This window comes from Paenibacillus sp. FSL K6-1330 (assembly GCF_037976825.1).
Taxonomy (GTDB): domain Bacteria; phylum Bacillota; class Bacilli; order Paenibacillales; family Paenibacillaceae; genus Paenibacillus_AQ.
The window spans coordinates 5746213-5771829 of sequence record NZ_CP150269.1 but is presented as its reverse complement, the minus strand read 5'-3'; the positions used below and the strand labels follow the sequence as shown (position 1 = coordinate 5771829).

Here is a 25617-nt window from a genome sequence, read left to right as displayed (position 1 = left end):
GCCCCTTTTTTATGCTGGGGATGCTTGGATTGTTTATATTATGTTGATTCATTGTGACCTTTATAGTTGCGTGAGCTCGTCTCGATAGGATACACCTTTTATTTTGCCAGAAATCAAGAGTGAGATGATGTGAGAAATGTCACAAAAACGCGCGAAAAAACCGCCAGCATACTAGTCTGGCGGTTATATGAGTTATTCATAAGGGGTCTTAGGCGAAAAGGCCGGTTACAGAAGAATCTCTTGGATCTCGGTATTATATTCCTTGGAGAGGTCGATGAATCGATCCTCAGTCTTCACGAGCGGACGGAAGTAATCCGAAGGATTGTTCATGACGATACTGCCGGATTCACCGGTCGTCAGCAGAACCTTTTTACCGATAAAGTTCGGCAGCATCTGCTGGATGAAGGCATGCGTCGGCTTGCCGTTCAGTTTACCGAAACTAAGACGATATAGCTCCCGAAGTACGGTTAACAGCTGCTGCTTGGATTGATAGACCCGGTTCGTTGTCATCGCGCTATATACATCGGCTACAGCGCAAATATGAGAGTATGGATGAATCTGGTCTGCACGGAGCGCTCGTGGATAGCCGGAAGCATCATCCCGTTCATGGTGCTGGAGTGCGACCATAGCGGTGACCTTATCTTCCATGGATTCGGAGATCATCTCGTAACCATAGATGGTATGCAGCTTCACTTTCTCATATTCTTCAGAAGTCAGCTTCCCTGGCTTGTCCAGTATATTCCTTGGAATCTTGCTTTTGCCGATATCATGGAGATAGCCCGCTTTGCCGATTTCATAAGCTTCCTTGTCGGAGTAACCCATCCAATCCGCGATATAGTACGATAACATTCCTACTTGAATGGAGTGCCTGTAGGTATAATCATCTTTACCATTAAAAAGCAGAAGCAAGGAGACCACATCCGTATGCTCATTCAGAGAGCCGACTAAGGGTTTGAAAACATCATCCACAACGGACTCATTGAATTTACCGGTTTGTGACGCTTCGGTAAATAAGGTGGAGCACCCGTCAAATGCAAGATTGAAATGGGGTTTAACCTTGTTGTATGAATCTGAAATTTCAGATGATGAATCGAGGGATACGGACAGTTTGCGTGGGTTTATTTCTATGTAATCGATACCGTGCTGCAATAGCTTGGATATATCCTCTAAACGAAGGGTTGCTCCTTTTTGTAGAACATGAACGCCGTTTGTGTTGTAAGCATCATCCTGCATTTGATCACCGGGTATCAGGTCCGTGACATGTACTCTCAAATCATTGCACCTCTTGCCCTTATATAAGTAAAAAGATCAAAACTATCTTAGCAAGAAAATTATGGTTTTACAATGTGTAATCATGACTTATTGCCTAACGGTTGGGTCCCAGGGTCCGGTCTGCGGTCCTTTCCATTCCGAACCATCGTCCCAGATCTCCTTTTTCCAGATTGGGACGGATCGCTTCAATTGTTCGATGGCATAACGGCTGGCCTCATAACATGCATTCCGATGCGGGGAGGATACAGCGATAACAACACTGGTTTCCCCAATACCGACCGTACCGATACGGTGGGAAATCGCACATTGCGTGCCGGGCCATTGTCGAAAAATGTCAGCGCATATTTGCTGCATCTCTTTTAGCGCCATCGGGATATATGCTTCATACTCCAGCGTAACCGTTCGCATCTGGCCGGTCATCTCTCGCGTTGTACCTACAAAGGAAAGCGTTGCTCCATGATTATCATCATGAACTTTGGCAATGGTTGCTTCTACGGACAGCTGGTCGTAGGATATAGAGCACTTCCCATCTGCCGAGGACCTGGATCCGGAGTCTTGCGGGGCGGTTCCGTCACCGCCGGACACAGGTGGAATCAGAGCTACCTCGTCACCGCTTTGAATAAGCTGATCCGATAACGCATACTCTTGATTTACCGCGACGAAAGCCGTGGAAATCTGGGATTGGACATCAGGATAAGCCCCGCTAAGAAGCAGCTTCAATTCCCCGGCTGTAAGGGGAAAGCCCGGTACGTTAAATGTAAGTGAAGCTGTGCCGATTCGATCAGCTAATCCTGCAAATAATAATATAGAAATGGTTGTTGACATTCTTCATCACCTCGTAATTCTTATGGGCTACAATATACCATATTCTTCGCTAAAATGTTATGCTTGTAAGACCGGAAATTATGGAATAACGAACATGGGGAGGGGGCCGCCAGATGGGGTTAGGAAGCAACCAGCAGAAGCTGACGATATTGTATACCAACGATATTCACAGCCATTTTGAAATGATGAGTAATGTGGCGGCACTTATTTCCCGGGAAAAGGCGGTTGCCGGTGATAAGGCAATTGTGCTGGATATCGGTGATCATATGGACCGGGCATCGGTGGAAACTGAAGGCACGATGGGCCAAGCCAATGTGGATGTCATTAATTTGACAGGATACGACGCCATCACGATTGGCAATAACGAAGGGCTCACCATTTCGTATGATGTTCTGGAGAGTGTATATGCCGGACTGCAGTGTCCCGTTGTGTGCTGCAACATAAGCGAGACAAAGAGCGGTAAACCTCCTTCATGGATGAAGCCGCATGTGATCCTGGAACGAGAAGGCATTCGAATCGGGCTCACCGGCGCAACGGCTGCTTTTGCAGGATTTTATCAATTGTTAGGCTGGGAAGCCGGAGATCCGGTGCAGGCTATTGCTGAGCAAGTGCGAGCGCTTCAGGGCCAGTGTGATATCATGATCGTTTTATCCCATTTAGGACTAACGATTGATAAAAGATTAGCAGAAAATGTTGAGGGGATTGATGTTATTCTAGGCGGTCATACCCATCACATCCTTGAGGAGCCTCTGATGATTGGGAAGACTGCCGTGTGCGGTGCAGGCAAGTTCGGACAATACGTAGGTCGCCTTGTCATGCAGCGCGATCATGCAGAAGATCGCTTTACCTGTATAGAGGGAAGTCTGCTGCCCGTGGATAAAAACTTGATGGAACCCATCGTAGAGCAGGCGATCATGAAACACCATGAGCTGGCAAGGGAGAAATTAACGGAGGCCGTAGCCGTTATTGACCGTAGTCTGCCCATTCACTATGAGGAGGAGTCGCCGTTTGCGAACCTGCTGGCTCAGGCAGTGCTGCAGCATACGGATGCTGATTTTTCTATCGTGAACTCGGGGCAGCTGCTAGGACCGCTGCCGGAGGGCGAGATCAGTACCGGCATGCTCCATGGCCTGTGTCCGTCCCCGATTAATCCCTGTGTCGTGAAGCTGCGCGGAGAACATATTTATCAAGCACTTGAGGAAAGCCTGCTCCAGGAGTTCAGCGGGAAGAAGATACTGGGCTTTGGCTTCCGCGGTTATATATTAGGCGGCCTGGCTGTCGATGGCTTGAAGATTCACTTTGACAAGAACGGAGAGCCCTATCGCAAGATCACGCATATCTCCATGAAGGGACAACCGCTAGAGCTGCAGCGAGAATACAAGGTGGGAACACTCGACATGTTCACTTTCAAAATCGGATATGAGTCGTTGTCACTTGGTAAGGACACGGTATATATGCTGCCGGAGTTTATTAGAGACTTGCTGCGAAGTGAGCTTTCGAGGCCCGGTTCGCTTGAAGAGTCCATGATTCCACGCTGGTTATCCTGACAATCCCCGACTAACTTCCTTTGGCCGAGCATACATATGAGGAGGACAAAGGTAAGGAGGGGAAGGATCATGGATTTTATCACATCCATTATACTGGGGATTGTGGAAGGACTGACCGAATTCATTCCGGTGTCTTCCACAGGCCATATGATCTTGACGGCTAAGGTGCTCGGTTACGACGATCAAACTCCGATCATGAAGACGTTTGAGGTTGTTATTCAGCTTGGCGCTATTATGGCGATCGCAATTGTTTACTGGAATCGGATTTTGAATCTGCTCGGCTGGAGCCGAAGTGAACCATTGACCAAGAAGATGCCTCGAAGACGATTGAATTTGATTCATATCTTTTTGGGGATTGCGCCGGCCCTGCTGGTTGCTTTCTTTGCGAGGGATTTCATCAAGAGCCTGTTCCATGCACAGACTGTGTTGTTTGCACTCGTTGCCGGCGGTATTTTTATGATTTTTGCAGAATGGTACAATAAACATAAAGTTCAAGTGACGTCGCATGATATGGATGACTTGACATATAAACAGGCCTTTCAGATTGGCGTCTACCAGATCATATCCGTATTATGGCCGGGATTTTCCCGTTCGGGATCCACCATCTCCGGGGGGATGCTTAGCGGTGTGAGCTATAAGGCATCGGCCGACTTCTCGTTTATTATCGCAATTCCCATTATGTGTGCTGCATCCGGATATGAATTGCTGGATTCTTATCGATATTTTACTTTAGATACGATCGGTGTATTTCTTGCCGGATTTATCGTTTCGTTTGTTGTCGCTTATTTTGTCGTCTTGGCCTTCATGAAGCTCATACAGAAGATAAGGCTTACTCATTTTGCGATCTACCGTTTTGTTCTCGCTGCCGTTTTTTGGCTGTTTATCATGCAATAAGCAGGAGGAGACACAAGGAGGAGATCCGGCTTCTTCGTATCGTGATCCACTGAAGACTAGACGCTATATCCCACACAAGTTTGAGAATAGCAGAGGAAGTGACGGATTTTGCGTCTTATACCTATCAACGCGTTGAGGCCGGGGATGGTTCTTGGTAAAAGAATATATAATAGCGATGGTTTAATTCTGCTTGCCGAAGGCGTGGAGCTGACAACAGGGCTGATCCGCCGTCTGGGCACGTTGGAACTCGGGTATGTCTATATCGAGGAACCGATGACGGAGGATATCGTGGTTCCGGAGTTGTTGACCGAGGAAACTCGGCTGCACGCGATCCAGTCAATTCGGACGAGCTTCAAGACCCTGGAGAGCCAGGCTGCTCTGAAGGGAAGCTTCCTTCATTTAGGCAAAACGTTCTCGGGAATGATGGAGTCTATTATGGATGAAATATCGGATCATGACGAGGGCATGGTGCTGCTGACCGATATGAATACGAACGATTACAACTTGTATCGTCATTCTCTTAACGTATGTCTGTATTCAACGGTTCTTGGTGTGTCTTACGGGTATAATCGGCAGGATCTGAAGGTGCTGGGCTTGGGGGCATTGCTTCACGATATCGGCAAGACGAGGATATCCCAGGAGCTGCTGAATCATCCAGGACGTTTGAGTGAAGAAGAATTTCGCGAGGTTCAGAAGCATACGGAGATCGGGTTCAAAATACTGAAAGATGAACCCAACATTCCCCTGTTATCAGCGCATTGCGCCTTGTCACATCATGAGCGCCTGGATGGCAGCGGTTATCCCAGAGCCTTGAAAGGATCGGAGATCCATGAATACGCCAAATGGATTGCGATTACGGATTCTTACGACGCGATGACAACACAGCGGGTGTACAAGCCTGCCTTATTGCCGCACCAAGCGGTAGAGGTGATGTATGCAGGCTCAGGAACACTGTATGAACAGTCATTCCTGGCCATGTTTCGGGATCGGGTAGCGATATATCCTCCAGGGATCACCGTGAAATTGCATACGGGTGAGAGTGGAGTGGTATCCAAAATTCACGCACATGTGCCTCACCGCCCCGTTGTCCGCATATTAACGGATGCCGAAGGCACACCGCTAACTGCACCTTACGAATTGGATTTGTCGGAAACGCTGGCCATTATGATCGCTGGTATCGGACGAGCACCATAGATCAAACTTACACTTAAGGAGGTTGACTCGTGAGACGTAACAGCCATACAACATTGCTGCATACATGGGGGCGACAGATATATCGCTACCGTAAAGCCATTGTTGTGACCTGGCTTCTTTTGTTTTGCGGGCTGCTTCCGTTTGCGTTTAAGCTGCCGTCCATTCTGGAGCACAACGGGTTTACGCCGAAGGATAGTCCGGCCCAGATCGGGATTGAGAAGCTGGAAGAGGGATTAGGATTGTCGGCAGCATCATTGGATGTTGTCGTAGTCAGTCAGCACGATGAGAATCTGACGGCAGGCACGGCGCAGAGGCGAATATTGACGGAGCTTGCGCCTTTGCGAGCCCGTCCCTATGTCAGGGATATTTATATGAATATGGCAGCTCATAAGGCAGGCCAGGATCATATCGTATCCGTGACGGTGCTGCTGGATCTGGATTCCACGGAAGCCTTGAAGCAGTTTGAAGAGATTCGAGATTCGGTTCCGAGCATCACGGGAGCGGATACATACATAACAGGGAATACCGCCATCTTCGCCGATATGAACCGAGCCGTCAAAAGCGATATCATCCATGCCGAGATGGTAGGCATTCCCGCAGCTTTGCTCATTCTGGCGGTCGTATTCGGAACATTGACTGCCGCGATCCTGCCTTTGTTAGCCGGTGTTGCCAGCGTGGTGGTCACGATGGGAATCCTGTATTTCGTCGCTTCGGCCGACGGTTCGATCAGCAATTTCCTTCCGAATGTTGTAACGATGCTGGGGCTGGCCGTGGGTATCGATTATGCGTTGCTGGTCGTAAGCCGCTTCAAAGAAGAGATGCGGGCACGGAGCGGAGATGTGGGGACTGCTCTGGCTGTCACTTGCGCAACCGCCGGCAAAGCGGTGATGTTCTCCGGTGCGGCTGTGTTGATTGGTTTCGTGGCGATGAGTTTCATAGACCTGCCGATCTTCCGTTCCTTCAGCATAGGCGGCATTACCGTCGTGCTGTTATCGGTGCTGGGCGGTAACACGCTTCTTCCCGCATTATTGGGAATATTGGGCCCGCGTATAGAAACGCTCCCTCTATTCCCTGCCGCATATCGAACGCTCCGGGCACGGCAGACCTCCGGTATGTGGAGAAAGCTCTCCAGATTTGTCATGGCGCATCCTGTAACCATCTCTATCGCAGCGATCGGTTTACTGTTGCTGGCGATTTATCCTGTTAGGCACATGAATATCGCGATCCCCGCAGCCGATGTGCTTCCCCCCGCCTATGAATCCCGTTATGGTCACGACCTGCTCACACAGGCTTATGACGAACGTGAATTGAATTCGATCGTTGTGGCGGTGGAGCTTCCGGCCTCTTATGAGGAGTCGCGCAGCATCGAGCTAATGAAGGCATATACGGATGAAATCAGGATGATGCCGGGTGTGAAGCAGGTAGAGAGTTATCTGAGCATTGGCAGAGGATCGGTAGTGGAAGCATCGAAGTATTTATCCCGCGAAGATATCCGCCAGCAGCTGGAGCAGCATCGTTTTGTAAGGGGGAATATAGCAGCCGTCGCCGTGATCCCAGAATATGGGGAATCCCATGCACTTACAATGCAGCTTGTCCGAGCGTTAAGGACGATGGATACTCATGAGCTGACGACCTATGTCACTGGAAGTCCCGCATACAAACTGGACATCATGGATGCCATCCATCAGAAAATCGCCTATGTTCTGGTTTTTGTATTTGTAGTTACCTATGTCATTCTCCTCCTGGCGTTTCGATCGGTCGTGCTCCCTTTAAAAGCAAGCATAATGAATATGCTCAGCCTCGGCGCCGGACTCGGTATCGTAGTGTGGGTATTTCAAGAGGGGATAGGCGCGCAGTGGCTGGGTGTTTCCTCTACGGGATCTATCTTTGCGCTTTTGCCGATTCTGATATTCTGTGTGGTGTTCGGCATATCGATGGACTATGAAGTCATGATGCTCTCGCGTATGATGGAGAACTATGAACGGACGGGGGACAACGAATTCAGCACAGCTGAAGGTCTGGAGAGCACGGGCGGGTTGATTACAAGCGCTGCCTTAATCCTGGCCGTCGTTGTGGGTGGGTTTGTATTTACGGATAATGAAGTGATGAAAGCAATCGGTTTAGGCCTAACAGCAGCCGTTCTGTTGGATGCTACCGTAATTCGGGTGCTGCTTGTGCCTGCGTTTATGAAGATGATGGGCAAAGCGAATTGGTGGAGTCCAAGGTGGATGTTTCCGGCACACAAACTTACTTCCAAGGAACGCTCAGACAAACCTGGGGAAACCGGATGATTTCCCAGCCGAAACAAGCAGAAGCCTTCTGTTTGGGTATGTTATAATCATATAATGGACATTATCAAAGCCGTAGAGTACATAAAGCGTAAGTTGTACTGCATGAATCGGTAATTCAAAGAAATAAGGTGAGAGAACCATGAGTAATACAGCACAGCCATTTCCATCAGCCGTAAGGCCCATTTCGCCGAGTTATGATCCGTGGGATCCGATAACTTCACTGCGCGAGCATGGTCGTCATGTGCTGACCAGTGTGGAAATGACAGTGACGCATCTTTGTAATATGCGCTGTGAGCATTGCGCTGTCGGTGATATGCTTGTCATGAAGGAAGCCCCGATGCTGCCTCTCGATACGATGCTGAAGCGACTGGACGAGGTAGAGCATCTACAGACGATTAGTCTGACGGGTGGAGAACCGGCATTTTTGGGCAAGACGGTGGACAACGTGATTGTTCCCTTACTCAAGAATGCCAAGGAAAGGGGCATCCGGACCCAGATTAACTCCAATCTGACGCTCGATATGAGTCGGTATGAGAAAATGCTGCCTTATCTGGACGTTATGCATATCTCATTCAATTATTTGAACGGGGATGACTTCTATGAGGTCGGATTTGCAAATAGCGCACGTCCTGTCTCCAAGGAGACGGCATACAAAATGTACGATACGATGCTGATCAATTCGGAAAAGCTGAGTGCAGCGGGTATGTACATATCCGCTGAATCGATGATTAACTATCGGACGCATACGAAACTCAGCGGCATCCACATGCTGATCAAGGATATGGGCTGCAAACGGCACGAGGTTCACCCGATGTATGCCTCAAACTTTGCTTCCGCTCTGCCCGTATTGTCCTTGAATGACACGAAAGCTGCCATCCACCATCTGCTCGATGTCCGGGATCGGGACATGTGGATGCTGTTCGGAACGCTGCCCTTCTATGCCTGCAGCTCCGATGATCATGACCAAGAGATCATTCGCCGTCTGCGGCAAGAACCGAACGTAACGGTCCGGAATGATCCGGATGGTCGTAATCGGGTGAATGTGAATTTATTCTCGGGCGATGTGTATGTAACGGATTTTGCTGATATCCCGGCGTTTGGTAATATTAAGGAACAGAAGCTTGACGATATTTTTAATGAATGGACAACGGGACACCCGTTGAATCAAACAGTTAACTGTCACTGCGATGCAGTGAGCTGCTGTGGGCCGAACCTGTTGGTGGCGGACATGTACTACCGGGGTGTGGATTTCAAGTCAAGGCAAGCAAAGACAAACTAGAACTCTAGAAAGAAGGCGTGTCACATGGCGGAGGAATTTGAGGTCGGGAAACTGATTTTGAATTTGCTCTTGGTTTTCCTGCTCGTTTTGTTGAACGGCGTGTTTGTAGCTGCCGAATTTTCACTGGTGAAAATGCGTCAATCCCGGTTGACCCAGCTCGTTAGCGAAGGGAACCGGCTGGCTGGCATTGCCCTGAAAGTAAATCAGAAGCTGGATGCGTATTTATCCGCAACTCAGCTTGGGATCACCTTAACTTCCCTGGGTCTTGGCTGGATTGGGGAGCCTGCCATTTCAGAATTGCTGGTGGCTCCCATTATGCATAGCATTGGCTTTACGGATGAACGATTGATTAGCACGATATCGGTTGCGGTGGGATTCTGTATTATCACTTTCCTGCATATTGTGTTAGGGGAGCTTGCACCGAAGTCTTTGGCTATTCAGCGGACAGAGGGGACGGCTCTGATTCTGTCGGCGCCGCTGCTCTGGTTTTATCGCATTTTTCTGCCGGTGATCTGGGTTCTGAATGCTTCCGCTAATCGTATTCTGAAGATGGTTGGCATCGAGCCGGCAAGTGAGGCCGAAGCAGCCCACTCCGAGGAAGAGATTCGGATTCTGATGAACGAGAGCGCAAAGAGCGGTGTCATTGACGAGAACGAGATGAAATTAATGGACAACCTGTTCGATTTTTCTGACTTGAGAGCCAGAGAAATTATGCTGCCAAGGACAGACATGGACGTTCTTTTCACCAATTATACCTTGGAAGAGAATCTTCAGATCGTCAATGAGACGAAGCATTCCCGTTACCCGGTTGCAACGGACAACAAAGACCGCATTATCGGGTTTGTCCACATTACCGATCTCTTGCTGGCGGAGCCTGATAAGCAGCGTGATCTGGCTTCCTTGATGAGACCGATTATGGATGTATCGGAATCGACGGAGATCAGCGAGGTGCTGCGGAAGATGCAGGCAAGACATGAGCAGCTTGCGCTCGTGGTGGACGAATATGGAGGGACGGCCGGTATCCTGACAGCTGAGAAGATTCTGGAAGAGATTGTTGGGGACCTGTACGATGAATTTGAAGATGAGCGGCCTGAAATTGAAGTGTATGATGAGTACTTTTCAGTGGATGGGCGGATGCTCATTGAAGAAGTGAATGATTTGACCGGCTTGATGATTGAAGAGCATAACGTGGATTCCATTGGCGGTTGGTTATTCAAGGAGCTTGAAGGGAACCCGGCTGTTGGGAAGAAAACCACCTTTGACGGGGTGGTCTTTGAGGTAGAGGAGTCTACACGATTGCGTGTAACTCGCGTCATGATTCATCAGAAGCTCGAGAGCAGCTTCACCTAGAACTAGCAAGACTCTATTTGTTAGGAAGTGGATTATGTCGATTAAGCAGCTCATATTTGTCGGTCTCGGCCTCCTGTTACTGTACGGAATGTTTACCGTTGGAGCTCCGTTCTTGTTGGCCATCGTGATTGCTATTGCATTGGAGCCGTTAAATCGGCTCTTAATGAAAAGACTTCGGTTGAATCGCATCGCGGCCGCAACGGTGACAAGCACGCTATTCCTTCTTTTGATGCTGCTGTTGGCTTATTTGATCGGTCTGCAGGTGTTTAACCAGCTCGTCGAATATTGGAGCCGGGCTCCGCAATATTTTGACGGGGCTAACGAATTCCTTCAGCATACGATTATTCAAGCGCAAGACATGCTGAACGGCATTTCGCCGGGGCTTGCCGACAGTCTTACCGAATTCATGTCGAATATTTCTTCCTATATACGGTCGCTTGTCAATTCGTTATCATCAACATTTTTGTCCTTTGCCAAAACGCTGCCGAACCTGTTCGTCACGTTCATTGTATTCTGTGTAGCGGTGTTCCTGTTCGCTTTCAGCCTCGATACGATGCGTGAGAAAGTGTTGTCGCTATTCGATGAGACATCACAGTCGCAGGTGAACGAAGTGCTGATCAGCCTGAAAAAATCAATTTTCGGCTTTTTACGGGCACAGCTGATTCTCAGCCTGTTTACGTACGTGATTACACTGCTCGGCTTGCTGGTATTAGGCGTTAACTATCCGCTTGCCATCGCTTTGCTTGTCACCATTGTCGACATTCTGCCGATTCTGGGTGTAGGTTCCGTCTTGATACCATGGTCCATCTACCTGCTTGCAGTAGGCGATATTTTTACAGGGGTTGGCTTGATCTTCATGTTCATTCTGATTACGGTAATCCGCCGCGTGCTGGAACCGAAGGTCATAGGGGATGCCGTCGGAATCGGCGCATTGCCTGCTCTGGTCAGCATGTATATCGGATTTAAACTGGTGGGTGTGATCGGATTTTTTATCGGCCCTTTGGTCGTTATTATCTATTCCGCTATGCGTAAAGCCGGCTTGTTCCAAATCAAAATTAAATTTTGAGGACAACTCAACGAGAACCCTTTTCCCGGAAATATTCCAGGGGAGAGGGTTTTTTTGTCAATTTGCAGTTCATTTTCTGGGCGGAAGACATATGTTAAATACGAAGAGTCCTTGATAACGACGGATCGTAACGATAAGGAGGAATACCTGTTGAAGGAAAATCCAGAGGTGCGCGTATACCCGGTATTTCATTCGCCATTTGATCCATGCCCTCCCAAGCTCTACAGATCGTATGTGGTACCTGTTAACCAGTATGTGGTGTTTCAACCGGCAGGACTGCCGCAGTTCAGCCCTGCCGAGGCGCTGAGACACGGAACGTTATGGCCATCCTTGTATAGCCCGTATACCTCGCGAAAATTTAAAGGAGAGTGATCGGCGGTGAATGAAGCCACACCCCAGGTTGGAGATCTGAAATATTACGAAATGCTGGAGCAGCTGCAGGCATTGGATTTTGTCCTGGTGGAGCTGAATCTGTATTTGGACACCCATCCGGATGATCTCAAGAGCATCGAGCAGTTCAATAAATTGACGCAGGAAAGGACCGTGCTCGCGAAGCAATTTCAAGAGCTGTACGGGCCGCTGCAAAATTTTGGCCGTGCTTATTCCAGATATCCGTTTGAATGGGCCCAGGGGCCTTGGCCTTGGCAGGTTTAACGGTGACGGTGTTGGCAAGCGGGCTGCTGCTATTTTTTACCACATGCATGCAGCCCTCACGAAGAGGAAACGCGAGAACAAGGAGGCGGACGATCCCATGTGGGTATATGAAAAAAAGCTTCAGTATCCGGTACGCGTAAGTAAATGTGATCCAAGAATGGCGAAGTTCTTGACGGAGCAATACGGGGGAGCCGATGGGGAGCTCGCAGCAGCGCTCCGCTACTTGAATCAGCGGTATACCATTCCCGACAAGGTCATTGGATTGTTGAACGATATTGGAACAGAGGAATTTGCACACCTTGAGATGATCGCCACCATGGTGTTTAAATTGACGAAAGATGCAACGGTTTCGGAGATGGAGGCTGCCGGATTGGGTGCGCATTTTGCCAATCATGATCATGCGCTGTATTATGAGAATGCCGCCGGGGTCCCTTGGACAGCAACCTACATTCAGGCAAAAGGTGATCCGATTGCGGATTTGTATGAGGACATTGCGGCTGAAGAGAAAGCACGCGCTACATATCAATGGCTCATCGACATGACGGATGATGTGGATTTGCAGGACAGTCTTAAGTTTTTGCGGGAACGTGAGATTATTCATTCCATCCGCTTCAGGGAAGCTGTAGAGATCATCAAGGAAGATCGGGCAACGAAAAAAATATTCTAAGGGAGAGGATATCGTTTCGATAATAAAACAATGACAGGTCCGGTCGATATCTGTCCGGACCTGTCTGTTTATGTTGGATAGGAGTTTGGGGCTATTATATCACTTGCGACTGCAGATCCGAGTCATGATAGGGCAGCCGGACCGTAAATGTAGTTCCTTGCCCCTGCTGGCTCTCCACCTGAATCGTGCCGCCGTGAGATACGATAAATTCCTTGGCAATCGCCAGACCCAGTCCCATACCGCCTTGATGCCGTGCACGTGCTTCATCCGCGCGGTAGAAGCGGTCAAAGAGATAGGGAAGATGCTGGGCGTCAATGCCTGGGCCTGTATCCCGAATATCAATCCGTAGCATGCCGGAAGCGGGCTCCTCTTGTAACGTGATGTGGACAAGCCCGTCTTGGGGTGTATACCGAACCGCGTTGATGAATAGATTCAGAAACACCTGTGTGATGCGGCTTGGATCCACAGGAACGGAAGTGTGTTCCGTAGCGCTCGTTAAACGCAGGGTCAAATTCTTGGCATCGGCATCTGGCTCTATGCGCTCCTGAATCTGACCCAGCAGATCCAGCATGTCCGTACGTTTCCGAACCAGCGGCAGCTGCTTCGCTTCGGCCAGTGATAGTTGATGAAGGTCTCCTACGAGACGGGTTAAGCGAATCAACTCATCCTGGATGGGAAGCAATAGTTCCGGCTGGATCGGTTGCACGCTCTGCTGAAGCAGATCCAGCTTGCCTCTGACGATCGTCAGCGGTGTTCGAAGCTCATGTGCGACATCAGCCACCAGATTGCGACGGACCATCTCGGACTGTTCGAGTCTTGAAGACATTCCGTTAAAAGCAACCGCGACCTTCCCGTATTCATCTTCCGAGGTAACGGGAGCCTGGATACCGTACTCGCCTTGCCCGAGGCGTTCGATGGCCGGTACGAGTTTGCGCAGCGGCGCAGTAAGCCTCCGCGATATCCAGTAGGCGGCTCCGAGGGAGAGCAGGACGAAGAGGATGGTGCCGCCTCCCAACAGAATGATGATGGATGTGGGTGTGCCAATTCGAAGTTTGGACAGGTTTGCTATATCCGTATCATAATAATACACGTCCGCAATCGGTTTGCCTTCAAAATATAACGTCCGTTTAACCCCCAAGTGTTTGATCTGTTTTTCCACCGCGTCCCCCTCATGCAAGAGAACCGTTTGTTCCCTGGATACCAGCAGGATACTTTCCTGGTGGTCGGCTACTGGTAGACTTTCGCTTAACCATTCCTGATCCTGAATGGCACGGAAGGTGTTCCCATTCTTCACATAGTAGCTGAGCAGCCTGGCCTCAAGCTGATCCAGTTCCTCTTCACGCGAGGTTTGCAGCATAACATCCATGGAGTCGCGGATCACAATGTAAGTAAGAAGGACGAAAACGGTGCTGAATCCGATAATAAACGACGACAACACGATGAATATCTTACGTCCAACACTCATGGCTGCTGTTCAAACCGGTAGCCGAAACCATACACGGTTTTTATGAAAGTGGGCTCGGCAGGGTCATCTTCTACTTTTTTACGGATCCGGCTGATATGGGCGTCCGCGGTCCGTTCATCATTGTGGATATCGTCCTCCATGGCCGCTTGAAGCAGCTGCAGACGGCTGTATACCACGCCCGGTCTGGAAGCGAGGGTAAGAAGGAGCTTGAATTCGGTAGGAGTCAGCTGTATCTCCTGGCCGCGTTTCCATACCCGGCATTGGGTTTCCGAGATCGTTAATTCGCCGCGCTCAAGCAAATCCTCGGAAACCGAACCGCCCTCCATTCTGCGCAGAACAGAACGAATCCGGGCAGCTAGCTCGCGGAGTGAGAAAGGCTTGGTCATATAATCATCCGCCCCTACCTCAAGCCCGATTAGTTTATCTGTCTCCTCAATCCTTGCAGTAACCATAATGATGCCGACACGGCTTGATTTTCTGAGCTCGCGGCATACCTCAATGCCGCTTAATTCAGGCAGCATCCAATCGAGTATGACCAGGGAAGGCTTGAAATCCCTCGCTTTGGCCAAAGCCTCCGTACCTGTCGCAGCGGTAATAATCTGAAATCCTTCTTGCCTGAGGAATGACTCCATAAATTCAATGACTTTGCGCTCATCGTCTACAAGAAGCAAGGTATGTGCCATGCTGAATCCTGCCTTTCTTTTGATTCGTTAGGTTTAACCTTAAATCCCCCCCATTATATACGGTTTCCAGCCGCGAATGGAAAATTTCACGGAATCCGCAAGCCATCATCACAAGATCACAACATTCCGGTGATAGGATGGTATCCGTAACGATCATGAAACAAGAGAGGGGTATCGAGATGAATCAACAAGCTTCATCTGTCAGAAAAACACCGCTCGCCGGTTGGATTTCACTAGGGCTGGCCTGGATTTTTGTTGTTTGTATTGCCATTCAGACGCTATTTGCTGGCATGGCGCTGTTTCACGATGGATCGATGTGGAGAAGCCATACTCTATTTGTTCATTTTTTTGAAATTGTGCCGCTGCTTATGCTGCTTTCGGGTTTTGTAGGCAAGCTGCCCGCCAAATATAAATGGAGCTCGTTGGTCATGTTATTCTTGGTCCTCAGCCAGTATTTCACGGCCAATTTCCCTGGTGCGGGTGCATGGCATCCGGTCATTGCCATCGGATTGTTCTGGCTCGCGGTGGACACGGCGCGCTCCCTTCTGCCGTACTATCGACAGGGACAAAGAGGGGTAGATTGAATATGAAAGGCCTTGCGGTGCTCTTTATGGCTTTAATCGGAGGTTATGCGGGTGGGCTCATTCTGAATGAAGTGATTACCTACCTCTACCCTATTACCCTTCAACTGCCAGCGATACCCAAACGAACAGGATATAGAACAGAATGGGGATCATCATTCCCATGGACAGCAGGAGCCATACGAGCGGCGTCCGGATCATCTCTTTAACCACTACGATCGGGCTGCGGACATACCGTTCTTTCTTAAGGCGGCTCACCATCCGCTTGAGAATGACAGCTTGTTCATGGGGATCATAGCGGCTCAGCTCAGCCAATAGCTCGGCTTCAAGCTGCCCAATTGGCGGTGTAGTATCAGACTCCTTTATTCCAGGCATGTAAATCCCCCTCATCGTAGTACGTGTTATATGTATAACAACTATAAAGCACTCCTGGTTACGCATATTTTCTAGGCGGAAGATCAAAAGTAAATGAGGAGATGGGGTTTGCAGATGTGATATGGTTCCTATATGATGAGGAAAGATTAGACTAGAATCAGATTATATGGATTGAAGGGAAGGGAAGGACCAAATTGGAAAATACTGCAACGTTGATCAAGCCGGAAGCGATGATATTTGACATGGATGGAACGCTGTTTCAGACGGAGACCCTGCTGCTGCCCGCCTATCACAAATTGTTCGACATTTTACGTGAAGAGGGGCATTATGAAGGAGAAACCCCGGATGAGGAGCTCATGCTTGGATGTCTGGGCATGCTGCTCGAAGACATTTGGAAGATTGTCATGCCGAATGGAACGCTGGCAGCCCATCGCCGTGCAGACGAGCTGCTGCTGCAGCTGGAACTCGAAGGCTTAAACAATGAAGCAGCCGTATTGTATCCAGAAGTGAAGGAGACGCTGGAGGAGCTTCATCGGCGCGGCGTCCGATTGTTTGTTGCCAGCAACGGCCTGGAGCATTACGTGAAAGGCATAGCCGAAGCGAGAGGGATCATGTCGCTCTTTGAAGGCGTCTACAGTGCCGGAGAGCATGGAACGGCTTCCAAGGTGGATTTGGTAAGACTGCTGCTGGATGAACACGATATCCGGGACGCCTGGATGGTAGGGGACCGGTCATCGGATGTGGAGGCAGGCAAAGAGAACGGACAAACCGTCATTGGCTGCCACTATGCAGGCTTTGGCGGGGAGCAGGAGCTGAAGGGATCAGACGTCGTTATTCATTCTTTTTCACACCTGCTGAAGCTTCATGATCAAGCAGAGTAGATCGATAGGAGTCATAAAGGCTGTTCCCAAGGGTATCAAGCAACCTCTTGGAAACAGCCTTTGTGCATTTCTGATTCTAAAATACGGTTTCTTATGATTTATCTTAAGCATTTTTCGCGGATTTTTTTTGACTGTATACCCACATTGCATATTCTAAAGGTTTCACCATGGATTCACGGTAGGCAGCCATATCGCCGATTTGGGAGAAGACTTCCCTTGATGGCTTAGGATTCACCTCGAGGAGAAGAACTCTTCCGGTTTTGTCCACGGCCAGATCCAGGGCAAGCTCGCACAAGCCTCCATACTGTCCGTCAAGAAATTGGGCTACATCCACGCCGAGGGAATCGGCTTCCTCGCGGATGCTGGCGCGCTTTACCGGATCTGTGATCCATCTACTTAATAATTCTTCCATCATGGTCGCGATTCCGCCGCCATGCAGGTTGGAGGTAACGCTCTTCGGCGCCCCGACGCGTCCCACGCAACCGGTCACCTGCCATTGACCGGATCCATCTTTCTGTACGAGCATGCGGTAGTCATGCACTCTTCCGTCGGTCAGCTCCAGCTGTATCCCCTCTTGAACCAGATATCGATCTTTATTGCCCCAGCCCGACAGATATTGCGCCAAATGGCCTGAAGGCATTCGTTTTGGTCGAATGATGCTCCGGTTGGAATTGCGCCCCCGGATTTCATACGTGCCCGCAACCCCCGGGACCTTCGTAATCCGCAGAATTCCGCGTCCGCCCGTTCCGTTGATCGGTTTAAAATAGACGGTAGGATGAACATTTAGCATCCGGTGGATGTCACCTGTTCTTGTTACGATCCGAGTATCCGGCAGATGGGGCCGGAAGCGTTTCTTGGTGGACAATACTTGATGAATCGTCCATTTGTTGCGTAAAGGTCTGTTCAGAAACAATAAATGCCGATAGCGGGAACGAAATCGCAGCAGCTGTTGAAAGCGGGGGCTCTTTTGAATGCGGCAGCGATCAAAGATCATATTGGGAAACGAGCGCCATCGCCGGCTCCATTTCCGATGATCTGGATCGTATTCCATGGCGTTGATCAGGCCTTGGGTACTGTTGACGTCGGCAGGAGTGAAGACGTAAACGTCGAGCCCCATCGCTTTTCCTTCTCTGATCATATGCTCGTAGATATGCCGCTCCTCCAGCGTTTTTCGTTCATCCAAGTATAACGTCATAATACCTAAGACGGGTTTTGACACAGAAGTTCACCTTCTTGAATAGAGTCAGCACTAGATGTTGAACAACTTTGGAATGGGTGCAGGGGCAGGACTCCGCTCATAACGAGCGTAGGTTTGCTCGTCGGACCTTGCTCAAGAGCAATGGCCTTAAGCCCTGCATGAAAGCACATTTGCAAACTTGCGGAATGATCGGCGGCCACTTTGCATCGCAGCCGTCCAAATTTGGATAATTGTGAGCGGATCAGGGAAGAACCGATATGCCGGTTGCGGTATAGAGGGTGTACAGCAATCATACAGGCACCTTCTCCATAATCCGCCGCAAAGCATATCCCCACAGGTATGCGGCCGATATCGCTTCGAACCGTAGCCGCCATAATTGAGGTGCCGGGCTGCTGCAGCCCTTCATAGGATAGCGAGGCCAGACACTGGTAACCTTCGCGGGTTAGACGTTTGTTGCCGTACCGTCGGAAGAAATCGCTGCACTGCTGTCTGGCATGCGGCCATTCTTCCGGGCTTGAGAGAGAGAGACATGAGATTTCCACATGATCCCCTCCTTTCATATCTTCCTTAACGGTTGCTCTAGAGGATGCAAGGACTACCTTTTATTGATCAGGTATTCGGAATATTGAAAAATCCGCTCCAGTGATTTTTTCCGGATCGCGGGTTCGTCAAATTTCATGGGTCTTGAATTGGCTTCGAAGAACCAAAGGACGCCCTCGTTATCAATTCCGAGGTCCATGGACATTTCGCCATGGATTTGACCAGAGCTCTTCTCAATCTGCCGTGCCATATGCACGGCTGCTTTTTTAACTTCGCTAAGGATGGCGTCGGACCGTTCCTGACCGAATACAATCGGAAGCAGCTTCTCTGGATCCTCAATCGTTCCTCCGCGAGGAACATGCGTGGTTATGCTCTTGGCGCCTGCCATTCTAGCTCCAATTCCTGTAACTGCCCAGACACCGTATTCGTTCTTCTGCACAAGTATACGGAGGTCGAAGGCGCGACCGTGGACCTGGGCCAGCTCGATTCCCTGCTGGATCAGGTATGAGCTTCCTTTAGTCTCTTGATAAACCCGGTTCCAAAGCCGCTCCAAGGAGGCTGCTTTGTATGTGGTGCTGTTTTTGTTGTTCTGTATCTGTATGCGGTAGGGGAGCGGTTTGTTTTTCTGATATCGTACCCTCATGATCCCTTGCCCGGCTTTGCCGTCCTCGGGTTTAAGATACAGGTAAGGCTTCCGCTTTATCATTTCATATAAAGTGGGGTAACCTTTCAAACGCTTTGTCAAAGGAGCCCATTTTTTAGTTAACCGGGATTTGTTCAGCCAAGCAAACAGCCGCCATTTATTGAAAAAGTGTGGATTATAGATATCGATATGGGGATGATCTTGGCATTCCTTGATTTTGCGGCGAACCCAGGGAAGAGCTTCATCCTCTCGGTAGGGGATCCGGTTATATATAACCTGGGGCAGAGGGCATGGCCTCTGCTCCCAGGAATGGTCGTTGTTCAGGATGTAGCCCTTGACAGTACCCGTATCAAGCTTCAGATCACGTACAGTCACTACGTAGACCATAAAGCCCATATCTTTTCCCGTCTTGATGATTTCCTGAAAGTTTTGCCGGTTGCCCCTGAACATCGTATGCGTATCGTGCATGGTCAGGATGGCTACAACCGGTCTTCCATCACTCTCCACTCGGTTGATCACGAATCATTCCCCCTGTGGAAGCCGCTGAGATACATACTGTGTTCAAAAATATGCTCGACCGATGCTTTTCCTTCCCCTTTAAGGGAAGGGTGGTTGAATATCGATCGGCCCGGCTTCGAATTCGCTTCAAACATCCATATTCTCTCGTTGTCATCTATTCCGATATCGAACCCGATTTCTCCTAACAGATGCGGATGATGATTCTCGATGGCTTCCGACATCGCGATGGCAGCGTCCTTGGCACGCTCCAGCACCTCTTTCGCTTTGGAGCCGAAGGCCCGGCTGAGCGCATGCTCCGGCGTCATCAAGGAGCCCCCGTTCTTGATATGCGTCGTGACGCTGCCCCTTCCGGCCTTTTTCGCACCGATACCAACCACGGACCAGCGGTTTTTGCTGTTCTTATGCATGTGGAATCTGAAGTCGATGGGGCAGCTGTCGATTTCAATGAGACGGATTCCTTGCTGGATAACATAGTTTCGCAGCTTGGAGCCGTGTTTGGCTTGAAGCATCCGCATCAGACTATTAAAGTTTGGAAACTTGAGGAGGGTGTTGCCCCCGTTTCCATGATAACGCGCGAAGTATCCTTTTTTTGGAAGATAGGTTAACCGGTAAATTCCAAGGCCTAAACTTCCGGCTGAGGGCTTATAATACACAAAGTTGTGACGCTCCATCATATCCTTAATCCGCTCAGGACTAGGATTATTATACGTTTCCGGCAAATATTTGCCTGCCTGCACATCGCCATCCAGTTGGGAGTACACATCGGATTTATTGAAGAAGGCCCAGTTGAAAAATTTGATGTTACGCTTCAGAAACCGATCTCTCAGTTGATTGGTAAAAGGGGAGAAGTCGGTTTTCCGGCTAGGAAGGCGATTATAGACGACATCAGGGAGCGGAACAGTTTTGCGGACAAAACCGCCGCCGGAACCGAGCATATAGGCATGAACGGTTCCGCGCTGCCAGTTGATATCCCGGGGGGCAAAGGCATATACGAACATTTTTTTGTTGCCCTCACGAAGAAGCTGCCGAATATACGAGGTTCGGGCTCCAAAAGGGCTGGATGGATTATGTGGTCCGTCGGACAGAACCCCAACCACAGGCCCCAGCACGATTTCGCCCTCACCAGGGGAATGGATATAGACAGGGCCCTGTCTGGGGACGTTGATGCCATTTCGGACACCGTTGCTTAAATAGATGTGTTTCCCCGATCGCTCAATCGGTTTCACAGCAGCGGACACCGTATTGGTACCGATGCGAAGCTTAATCGATTTCCTGCTTGATAGCCCCAGGCTCTTTAGAAGCGAACCGGATAAAAAGACGACTTTTTCGGGCTGCTGCGAGAAATGAATATTTCCGAAATTCAAACTCATGTATTTACCCTCCTAAGTTGTCGAAGCAATAAATAACGGGCGTATTGAATCGGATGTTCGACGGACAGCCGGGCTGCGTGACCATCCCCCGTTAGTGTAAATGCGCGGCGGCCCGGTTTGGAGTTGACCTCCAGAATCCAGATCCGTCCCTTTGTATCCACGCCAAAATCGATTCCCAGCTCGCCGAGTCGGCCGAATCCTTCTTCGAGCAAAGATGGAAGCCGAGCGGACAGATTCCGGATGTTCTGAATGATCTTCATGGCCTGTTCTTCTCCGAAATCAGTCGTTAGATAGGGGAGGGCTGGAAATGCCGTACCTCCCCCGTGTAGGTTCGAGGTCAGCCCTTGGCTTACGCCTTGCCGTGCGGCGATTCCTGTGATGGACCATATGCCGCGGTCATTCTTTTGAACCAATGACCGAATATCAAACGGGTCTCCGTTACGGTTGCAAAGCTCCAGGTAGGGTTGAATGATAAATCGGCGTCGGCCGGTAAAACGCCTCACCCATTCGTTCATCTCTTGTGCGGGAATGGTCTGCTGGAACATGCGATTGCTCCGATCCCTTCCTTGCAGTCTGACACGCTGGTGATCTGTCAGAGCGAGGTACAAAGTATGACGGCCTTGGGAGCCTCCGCTAGGTTTCATGAAAAGTCTGCTGCCAAAAGCCAGCAAAGCCCTATTCAGTGTCTCGGCACCCGTATAGTTTAAAGTTGCCGGCAGATAAGGTCGTAAGGCGGAGGAGCGCTTTAATACTTCATGCACTTTCTGCTTGCCGGGCAGACCTCGTGACCACAGCTTTACACCCTGCTGCAGCAGTTGGTCCAGACATTGGCTGGCAGCAGCCGTTTCCTCACCGTTTCGGTGCAGGCATCGGTCATAGATGACGTCAGGAGGAGGAAAGGTGCCGATGGTCCAGCCATCTCCCGGATTGAATTGATATCCTTGTATCCTGTCTATGGTGCTTACTGCACCAGAAGCAGGAGAGGCATCATCCGGACAAAAAACAAATACCTGCATGCCGAGTTCCTTAGCCTTCGAGCTTAGTTCACGGAGAAATTCCTTCTCATTAAAGGGAGGGAAGCCCGGTTTGCGGCATACCATGACACCCAGGGTGCCTATCTTGTTTGAGGCCATAGGGTTCTCCTTTTTTTAGAAACCCGTCAAGTATTGACAGTACTGAACGAGTCGTACGGCTGACGGCCTTACTTTGGAGTCGGCATTCAGCGGTGCGTTTTCGCCTTTGGACGGCTTGGAGTTGACCTCCAGGAGCCAAATGCGTCCTGTCGTATCAATTGCCAAGTCAATGCCCAGCTCTCCGAAATGATAGGGGATGGCAGCTTCCAGACCATGAGCAATATCGAGCGCCGCTTGATTCATGCGAGCGGGGGCCGTTTGCTTGGAGTTTAACGGGATACTGCTCATGGCAAGCGCATCCTTGACGGAAGACAGTGTACCACCTCTGGCGAGATTGGAAACAAAGTGGTTTCCGCCGGCAATGCGGGCCACGACCGAGGTCACTGCCCATTTGCCGTTTTTGTTTTTATGAACAAGCGCGCGAAAATCAACGTTTCGCTTATTGATGCGGATTAAATCCAATCCTTGCTGAATTTGATAACGCGTTTTTTTTATTTTTCCGGATAAGCTGCTGAACAGCTTTGGAAGCGAGGAGTAGGTATTCTTCTTGCTTCCTTCAAGAGAGGTGGTCATCGTTTGATAATGGCCGTTCTCTTGGCGGGATATCCGGATGATACCTTTTCCCAGACTACCCCGGACCGGTTTCAGGAAGACCGTCCGATAAGTAGAACACATTTTTTTGAGCGTCGGATAACCGCTAAGCAAGTAGGATTCCGGCAAGTATTTCTGCAGTTTCGCATCAGGTCCGAGTGCCTCGAAGACATCGGATTTATCGAGAAATTTCTCGTTAAAGATATGGGTGCCGAATTGTGATTTTACTTCTCTCATAAAATGCTGTACGCTAGGACTATTCTCCAGTTTGCGGGTAGACAGCCGGTTATTAATGACGTCCGGAGCTGGAACGCTGAGCTTTCTCCATCCTGCGTCATAAGCAATGGCTTCAAGTGTTGCCGGGTTCGAACCGATCATGTCAGGTGTGAAAAAATATACATATGCGCCTTGTTTCCTGGCTGCGTTGACCATTTCCAAGCAGAAAGCTGAGATCGATCCGAAAGGTTTATCAGGTTCATCCGGTTGATAGCGACTGACCATGATCCCGATAAGCGGACCGAGCTTCAGTGTTCTTTCCGTTGGATAATATTTGACATTCATGACGGTACGAGGAAGAAGTCCCGAATGGCTGAATACGGAAGGGCTTAGGGCCAGCGAGTTCGATTTTCCTCCTGAGGTAACGCTGACTTCCTGCCTGAAGGAGCCAAAGGCAAGCTGTACCTTTGAATCTGTCGGGATACGGAGCTGTCTTATGAGACGGTCACCAAGCTTGATATCGTTATCCGAAAGCTGGGCTGAGCGGATTAATTGAACCGATATCTTGGATTTGGTGTTGGATTTAATCTTGGATTTGCGCATGATGGATCTCCTTCCGACAACAACTGGATACTTAAGTGAACAGACAAAGACTTCATCTGATCATTGCATGTAATGCATCATATGAGGACATATATCCCTTGGTGATTGTACTGCTCGGGAAAAAGGAGTGCTTAAAATGCAGAACTGGCTGTTTATTTTGGTGAACGTGTGCGTTGCTGCTTTTGTTGGCGGCATAACGAACCATTTTGCGATAAAAATGCTGTTTCATCCTCTTGAAGAAAAAATCATCCTGGGTCGCCGCATACCCTTTACACCAGGGCTCATCCCCAAGCGTAAAGACGAAATAGCCGAGTCGCTCGGACACGTGGTCTCGGATTACCTGGTAACAAGCGAGGGCTTGCAGGAGCTTATTCGTAAGCCGGTGTTTCGGGGTAAGATAGAGGACAGCCTCTATCGAAAGCTGGAGGAATGGAGCCAGTCGGAGCTGAGCTTCCGAGACTTGGCGCTAAAGGTATGGAGTTCGGAACAGTGGGAGCAATTGAAGGTCCGTGCTGAACAATCAGCCCGCCAGCTTACGGCCCGGGGTGCCGCAGCAGTATGGCATGGCTACGGGCTGGAGGCAAAGCCGCTGAAGGAGCTTGTTCCCGGCTGGTCGGAGGAAACGATCCAGGGCTGGAGCGGGGCTGCCGCCGATATGGTGCTGAAGGAGCTGAAGAACACGCTGCTGTCTGCCAAGGGACAGCTTATGCTATCGGAGGTGGCTTCATCGCTCATCGATAAGGCAGGCGGATTTCTCGGGACCATGGCTTCGATCTTTGTGGATGAGGATAAGCTGGTCCAGAAGCTGACGCCCATGCTGATTCAGCAGCTGGAGGGAGAGAAAGTCCGCAAGACCATCACGGATATCATCTCAGGAAAGCTGTCGTATTACGGTGATATGCCGCTTGGGAATCTCATCGAACATGTCGCGGATGAGCCGGGCTTAGCTTGGATCACCCGAACTTTGGATGATAAGCTTCCTTGGTCCAAGTGGATTGAGCGGATCGAGCTTCTTCGTGTTAGCGAAGTGATCGGACCGCGAATGCCGGCTATTGGGGCAGCCTTGCCTGGACTGCTCGATAAGGGACTGGGTTTCCTTGAGCGAAGCATCCCGGCTGCCATGAAGGCTGTTAACTTGCCGCAGCTCGTTCAGGAGCAGGTGGAGAAGTTTCCAATTGAGCGGCTGGAAGAGATCATTCTAAGTGTATCCGGCCGTGAATTCAGGGCTATCACCTGGCTTGGAGTTCTGCTGGGTGGAGTGATCGGATTGTTCCAATCCATGCTGATTGTGCTGTGGAGATGAGATGTTTGATGGAGTAAGGCGAAAGGCGAAAGGCGAATTGAAAAAATGGCATTTTGGCCGAATATATTGGAGGAATTAAAAATGAACATTTATGACAAGGCACATGATTTGGCAAAAGCGATGAGGGAAAGCAAGGAGGTAGAGGAGATCACCTCTGCTATGAAACTCGTGGATGCAGATCCGGAGAGCAGACGCATGCTGGATGATTTCCGTCAGCGCCAGATGGAGCTTCAACAGCGTATGATGTCCGGCGATATGCCGGCTCAGGACGAAATGGAGAAGATGGAGAAGCAGTTTGAGGTGCTTAGCTTGAACCTGAACATTCGTCGTTTGTTTGACGCGGAGCGGCGATTGAGTGTCATCATCGAAGACGTGAACAAGATTATATCGGATAGCCTCCAGCATCTGTACGGACCAGCTCAACCTTAAAGCAATCTATTTGTAACCATGATGCGGGCCGTTAATTTCGGATCGAAT

At 49.8% G+C, this 25617-nt stretch carries 25 protein-coding genes; 14 read left to right on the top strand and 11 right to left on the bottom strand.

All coding sequences use genetic code 11. The annotated features are described in order from the left end of the window. Positions 1 to 225 precede the first annotated feature (225 nt). Both NYE54_RS26240 and moaD read right to left on the bottom strand, forming a co-directional pair. On the bottom strand, positions 226 to 1272 hold the full coding sequence (locus tag NYE54_RS26240) for an HD-GYP domain-containing protein (RefSeq protein ID WP_076324366.1): 1047 nt from the start codon (positions 1270 to 1272) through the stop codon (positions 226 to 228). Positions 1273 to 1359: 87 nt separating this feature from the next. Further along, positions 1360 to 2097 carry a molybdopterin converting factor subunit 1 gene (gene moaD, locus NYE54_RS26235; RefSeq protein WP_339267303.1) on the bottom strand — a complete coding sequence of 246 codons (738 nt, stop codon included), beginning with the start codon at positions 2095 to 2097 and terminating at the stop codon, positions 1360 to 1362. A 113-nt stretch (positions 2098 to 2210) separates the two neighbouring features. Here moaD and NYE54_RS26230 point away from each other — a divergent pair, with 113 nt between their 5' ends. The 10 genes from NYE54_RS26230 (at position 2211) to NYE54_RS26185 (ending at position 13039) form a co-directional block, all read left to right on the top strand. After that, the gene (locus NYE54_RS26230) at positions 2211 to 3644 is read left to right on the top strand and encodes a bifunctional UDP-sugar hydrolase/5'-nucleotidase (RefSeq protein WP_339267302.1); all 1434 of its coding nucleotides are present in this window, start codon (positions 2211 to 2213) and stop codon (positions 3642 to 3644) included. A gap of 69 nt (positions 3645 to 3713) precedes the next feature. Beyond that, positions 3714 to 4538, top strand: coding sequence for an undecaprenyl-diphosphate phosphatase (locus NYE54_RS26225; RefSeq protein ID WP_339267300.1), 825 nt, complete (start codon positions 3714 to 3716; stop codon positions 4536 to 4538). A gap of 108 nt (positions 4539 to 4646) precedes the next feature. Continuing rightward, entirely contained in the window at positions 4647 to 5732 is a 1086-nt protein-coding gene (locus NYE54_RS26220) for an HD-GYP domain-containing protein (protein ID WP_339267299.1), read from the top strand. A 29-nt stretch (positions 5733 to 5761) separates the two neighbouring features. Continuing rightward, positions 5762 to 8023 (top strand): MMPL family transporter, encoded by a 2262-nt coding sequence (locus NYE54_RS26215; protein ID WP_339267297.1) that lies wholly within the window; start codon positions 5762 to 5764, stop codon positions 8021 to 8023. A 139-nt stretch (positions 8024 to 8162) separates the two neighbouring features. Then, a complete protein-coding gene (gene yfkAB, locus NYE54_RS26210; protein ID WP_339267295.1) occupies positions 8163 to 9302 on the top strand; it encodes a radical SAM/CxCxxxxC motif protein YfkAB in 1140 nt (379 codons plus the stop codon). Positions 9303 to 9326: 24 nt separating this feature from the next. Next, positions 9327 to 10652: a hemolysin family protein gene (locus NYE54_RS26205; RefSeq protein ID WP_339267293.1), complete on the top strand. Its 1326-nt coding sequence runs from the start codon at positions 9327 to 9329 to the stop codon at positions 10650 to 10652. Positions 10653 to 10686: 34 nt separating this feature from the next. Then, positions 10687 to 11718 carry a sporulation integral membrane protein YtvI gene (gene ytvI / locus NYE54_RS26200; protein WP_339267291.1) on the top strand — a complete coding sequence of 344 codons (1032 nt, stop codon included), beginning with the start codon at positions 10687 to 10689 and terminating at the stop codon, positions 11716 to 11718. A gap of 150 nt (positions 11719 to 11868) precedes the next feature. Continuing rightward, complete coding sequence (locus NYE54_RS26195) at positions 11869 to 12090, top strand: spore coat associated protein CotJA (protein ID WP_213643601.1); 222 nt, start codon at positions 11869 to 11871, stop codon at positions 12088 to 12090. Positions 12091 to 12096: 6 nt separating this feature from the next. Continuing rightward, on the top strand, positions 12097 to 12372 hold the full coding sequence (locus NYE54_RS26190; RefSeq protein WP_280530285.1) for a spore coat protein CotJB: 276 nt from the start codon (positions 12097 to 12099) through the stop codon (positions 12370 to 12372). 97 nt (positions 12373 to 12469) lie between these two features. Continuing rightward, a complete protein-coding gene (locus tag NYE54_RS26185; RefSeq protein WP_339267288.1) occupies positions 12470 to 13039 on the top strand; it encodes a manganese catalase family protein in 570 nt (189 codons plus the stop codon). Between the two features lie 94 nt (positions 13040 to 13133). Here NYE54_RS26185 and NYE54_RS26180 read toward each other — a convergent pair whose 3' ends face one another. Further along, positions 13134 to 14504, bottom strand: a complete 1371-nt coding sequence (locus tag NYE54_RS26180; RefSeq protein ID WP_339267286.1) for an ATP-binding protein — start codon at positions 14502 to 14504, stop codon at positions 13134 to 13136. Continuing rightward, positions 14501 to 15187: a response regulator transcription factor gene (locus NYE54_RS26175; protein WP_339267284.1), complete on the bottom strand. Its 687-nt coding sequence runs from the start codon at positions 15185 to 15187 to the stop codon at positions 14501 to 14503. The genes NYE54_RS26180 and NYE54_RS26175 overlap by 4 nt, the downstream gene beginning before the upstream one ends. A 179-nt stretch (positions 15188 to 15366) precedes the next feature. On the opposite strand from NYE54_RS26175, the gene NYE54_RS26170 reads away from it, so the two are divergent. After that, positions 15367 to 15771 carry a DUF6220 domain-containing protein gene (locus tag NYE54_RS26170; protein ID WP_339267282.1) on the top strand — a complete coding sequence of 135 codons (405 nt, stop codon included), beginning with the start codon at positions 15367 to 15369 and terminating at the stop codon, positions 15769 to 15771. Between the two features lie 93 nt (positions 15772 to 15864). Here the strand turns inward: NYE54_RS26170 and NYE54_RS26165 are convergent, their stop codons facing one another. Beyond that, positions 15865 to 16143 (bottom strand): hypothetical protein, encoded by a 279-nt coding sequence (locus NYE54_RS26165; protein ID WP_076324351.1) that lies wholly within the window; start codon positions 16141 to 16143, stop codon positions 15865 to 15867. Positions 16144 to 16337: 194 nt separating this feature from the next. On the opposite strand from NYE54_RS26165, the gene NYE54_RS26160 reads away from it, so the two are divergent. Next, positions 16338 to 17024, top strand: a complete 687-nt coding sequence (locus NYE54_RS26160) for an HAD family hydrolase (RefSeq protein WP_339267280.1) — start codon at positions 16338 to 16340, stop codon at positions 17022 to 17024. Between the two features lie 103 nt (positions 17025 to 17127). Here NYE54_RS26160 and NYE54_RS26155 read toward each other — a convergent pair whose 3' ends face one another. From NYE54_RS26155 to NYE54_RS26130, 6 genes are read right to left on the bottom strand one after another with little or no spacing between them, the layout of a single operon-like run. Continuing rightward, on the bottom strand, positions 17128 to 18243 hold the full coding sequence (locus tag NYE54_RS26155) for a YheC/YheD family protein (protein WP_339267278.1): 1116 nt from the start codon (positions 18241 to 18243) through the stop codon (positions 17128 to 17130). Continuing rightward, on the bottom strand, positions 18225 to 18764 hold the full coding sequence (locus tag NYE54_RS26150) for a GNAT family N-acetyltransferase (RefSeq protein WP_339267276.1): 540 nt from the start codon (positions 18762 to 18764) through the stop codon (positions 18225 to 18227). Before NYE54_RS26150 ends, NYE54_RS26155 begins: the two co-directional genes overlap by 19 nt. 53 nt (positions 18765 to 18817) lie before the next feature. After that, a complete protein-coding gene (locus NYE54_RS26145) occupies positions 18818 to 19924 on the bottom strand; it encodes a YheC/YheD family protein (protein ID WP_339267274.1) in 1107 nt (368 codons plus the stop codon). Beyond that, positions 19921 to 21294 (bottom strand): YheC/YheD family protein, encoded by a 1374-nt coding sequence (locus tag NYE54_RS26140; RefSeq protein WP_339267272.1) that lies wholly within the window; start codon positions 21292 to 21294, stop codon positions 19921 to 19923. Before NYE54_RS26140 ends, NYE54_RS26145 begins: the two co-directional genes overlap by 4 nt. Then, positions 21291 to 22427, bottom strand: a complete 1137-nt coding sequence (locus NYE54_RS26135; RefSeq protein ID WP_339267270.1) for a YheC/YheD family protein — start codon at positions 22425 to 22427, stop codon at positions 21291 to 21293. Before NYE54_RS26135 ends, NYE54_RS26140 begins: the two co-directional genes overlap by 4 nt. 15 nt (positions 22428 to 22442) lie before the next feature. After that, a complete protein-coding gene (locus tag NYE54_RS26130) occupies positions 22443 to 23837 on the bottom strand; it encodes a YheC/YheD family protein (RefSeq protein WP_339267269.1) in 1395 nt (464 codons plus the stop codon). Positions 23838 to 23973: 136 nt separating this feature from the next. Between NYE54_RS26130 and NYE54_RS26125 the strand changes: the two genes are divergently transcribed. Then, positions 23974 to 25140 carry a DUF445 family protein gene (locus NYE54_RS26125; protein WP_339267267.1) on the top strand — a complete coding sequence of 389 codons (1167 nt, stop codon included), beginning with the start codon at positions 23974 to 23976 and terminating at the stop codon, positions 25138 to 25140. A gap of 81 nt (positions 25141 to 25221) precedes the next feature. Next, on the top strand, positions 25222 to 25569 hold the full coding sequence (locus tag NYE54_RS26120) for a YlbF family regulator (protein WP_076324343.1): 348 nt from the start codon (positions 25222 to 25224) through the stop codon (positions 25567 to 25569). Positions 25570 to 25617 lie beyond the last annotated feature (48 nt).

Excerpts from the sequence above, each read along its gene's own strand:
- moaD (WP_339267303.1), bottom strand. The coding sequence starts at position 2,097 with ATGTCAACAACCATTTCTATATTATTATTTGCAGGATTAGCTGATCGA.
- NYE54_RS26230 (WP_339267302.1), top strand. The coding sequence starts at position 2,211 with ATGGGGTTAGGAAGCAACCAGCAGAAGCTGACGATATTGTATACCAAC.
- NYE54_RS26225 (WP_339267300.1), top strand. The coding sequence starts at position 3,714 with ATGGATTTTATCACATCCATTATACTGGGGATTGTGGAAGGACTGACC.
- yfkAB (WP_339267295.1), top strand. The coding sequence starts at position 8,163 with ATGAGTAATACAGCACAGCCATTTCCATCAGCCGTAAGGCCCATTTCG.
- NYE54_RS26205 (WP_339267293.1), top strand. The coding sequence starts at position 9,327 with ATGGCGGAGGAATTTGAGGTCGGGAAACTGATTTTGAATTTGCTCTTG.
- ytvI (WP_339267291.1), top strand. The coding sequence starts at position 10,687 with ATGTCGATTAAGCAGCTCATATTTGTCGGTCTCGGCCTCCTGTTACTG.
- NYE54_RS26185 (WP_339267288.1), top strand. The coding sequence starts at position 12,470 with ATGTGGGTATATGAAAAAAAGCTTCAGTATCCGGTACGCGTAAGTAAA.
- NYE54_RS26180 (WP_339267286.1), bottom strand. The coding sequence starts at position 14,504 with ATGAGTGTTGGACGTAAGATATTCATCGTGTTGTCGTCGTTTATTATC.
- NYE54_RS26175 (WP_339267284.1), bottom strand. The coding sequence starts at position 15,187 with ATGGCACATACCTTGCTTCTTGTAGACGATGAGCGCAAAGTCATTGAA.
- NYE54_RS26170 (WP_339267282.1), top strand. The coding sequence starts at position 15,367 with ATGAATCAACAAGCTTCATCTGTCAGAAAAACACCGCTCGCCGGTTGG.
- NYE54_RS26165 (WP_076324351.1), bottom strand. The coding sequence starts at position 16,143 with ATGCCTGGAATAAAGGAGTCTGATACTACACCGCCAATTGGGCAGCTT.
- NYE54_RS26140 (WP_339267272.1), bottom strand. The coding sequence starts at position 21,294 with ATGAGTTTGAATTTCGGAAATATTCATTTCTCGCAGCAGCCCGAAAAA.
- NYE54_RS26135 (WP_339267270.1), bottom strand. The coding sequence starts at position 22,427 with ATGGCCTCAAACAAGATAGGCACCCTGGGTGTCATGGTATGCCGCAAA.
- NYE54_RS26130 (WP_339267269.1), bottom strand. The coding sequence starts at position 23,837 with ATGCGCAAATCCAAGATTAAATCCAACACCAAATCCAAGATATCGGTT.
- NYE54_RS26125 (WP_339267267.1), top strand. The coding sequence starts at position 23,974 with ATGCAGAACTGGCTGTTTATTTTGGTGAACGTGTGCGTTGCTGCTTTT.
- NYE54_RS26120 (WP_076324343.1), top strand. The coding sequence starts at position 25,222 with ATGAACATTTATGACAAGGCACATGATTTGGCAAAAGCGATGAGGGAA.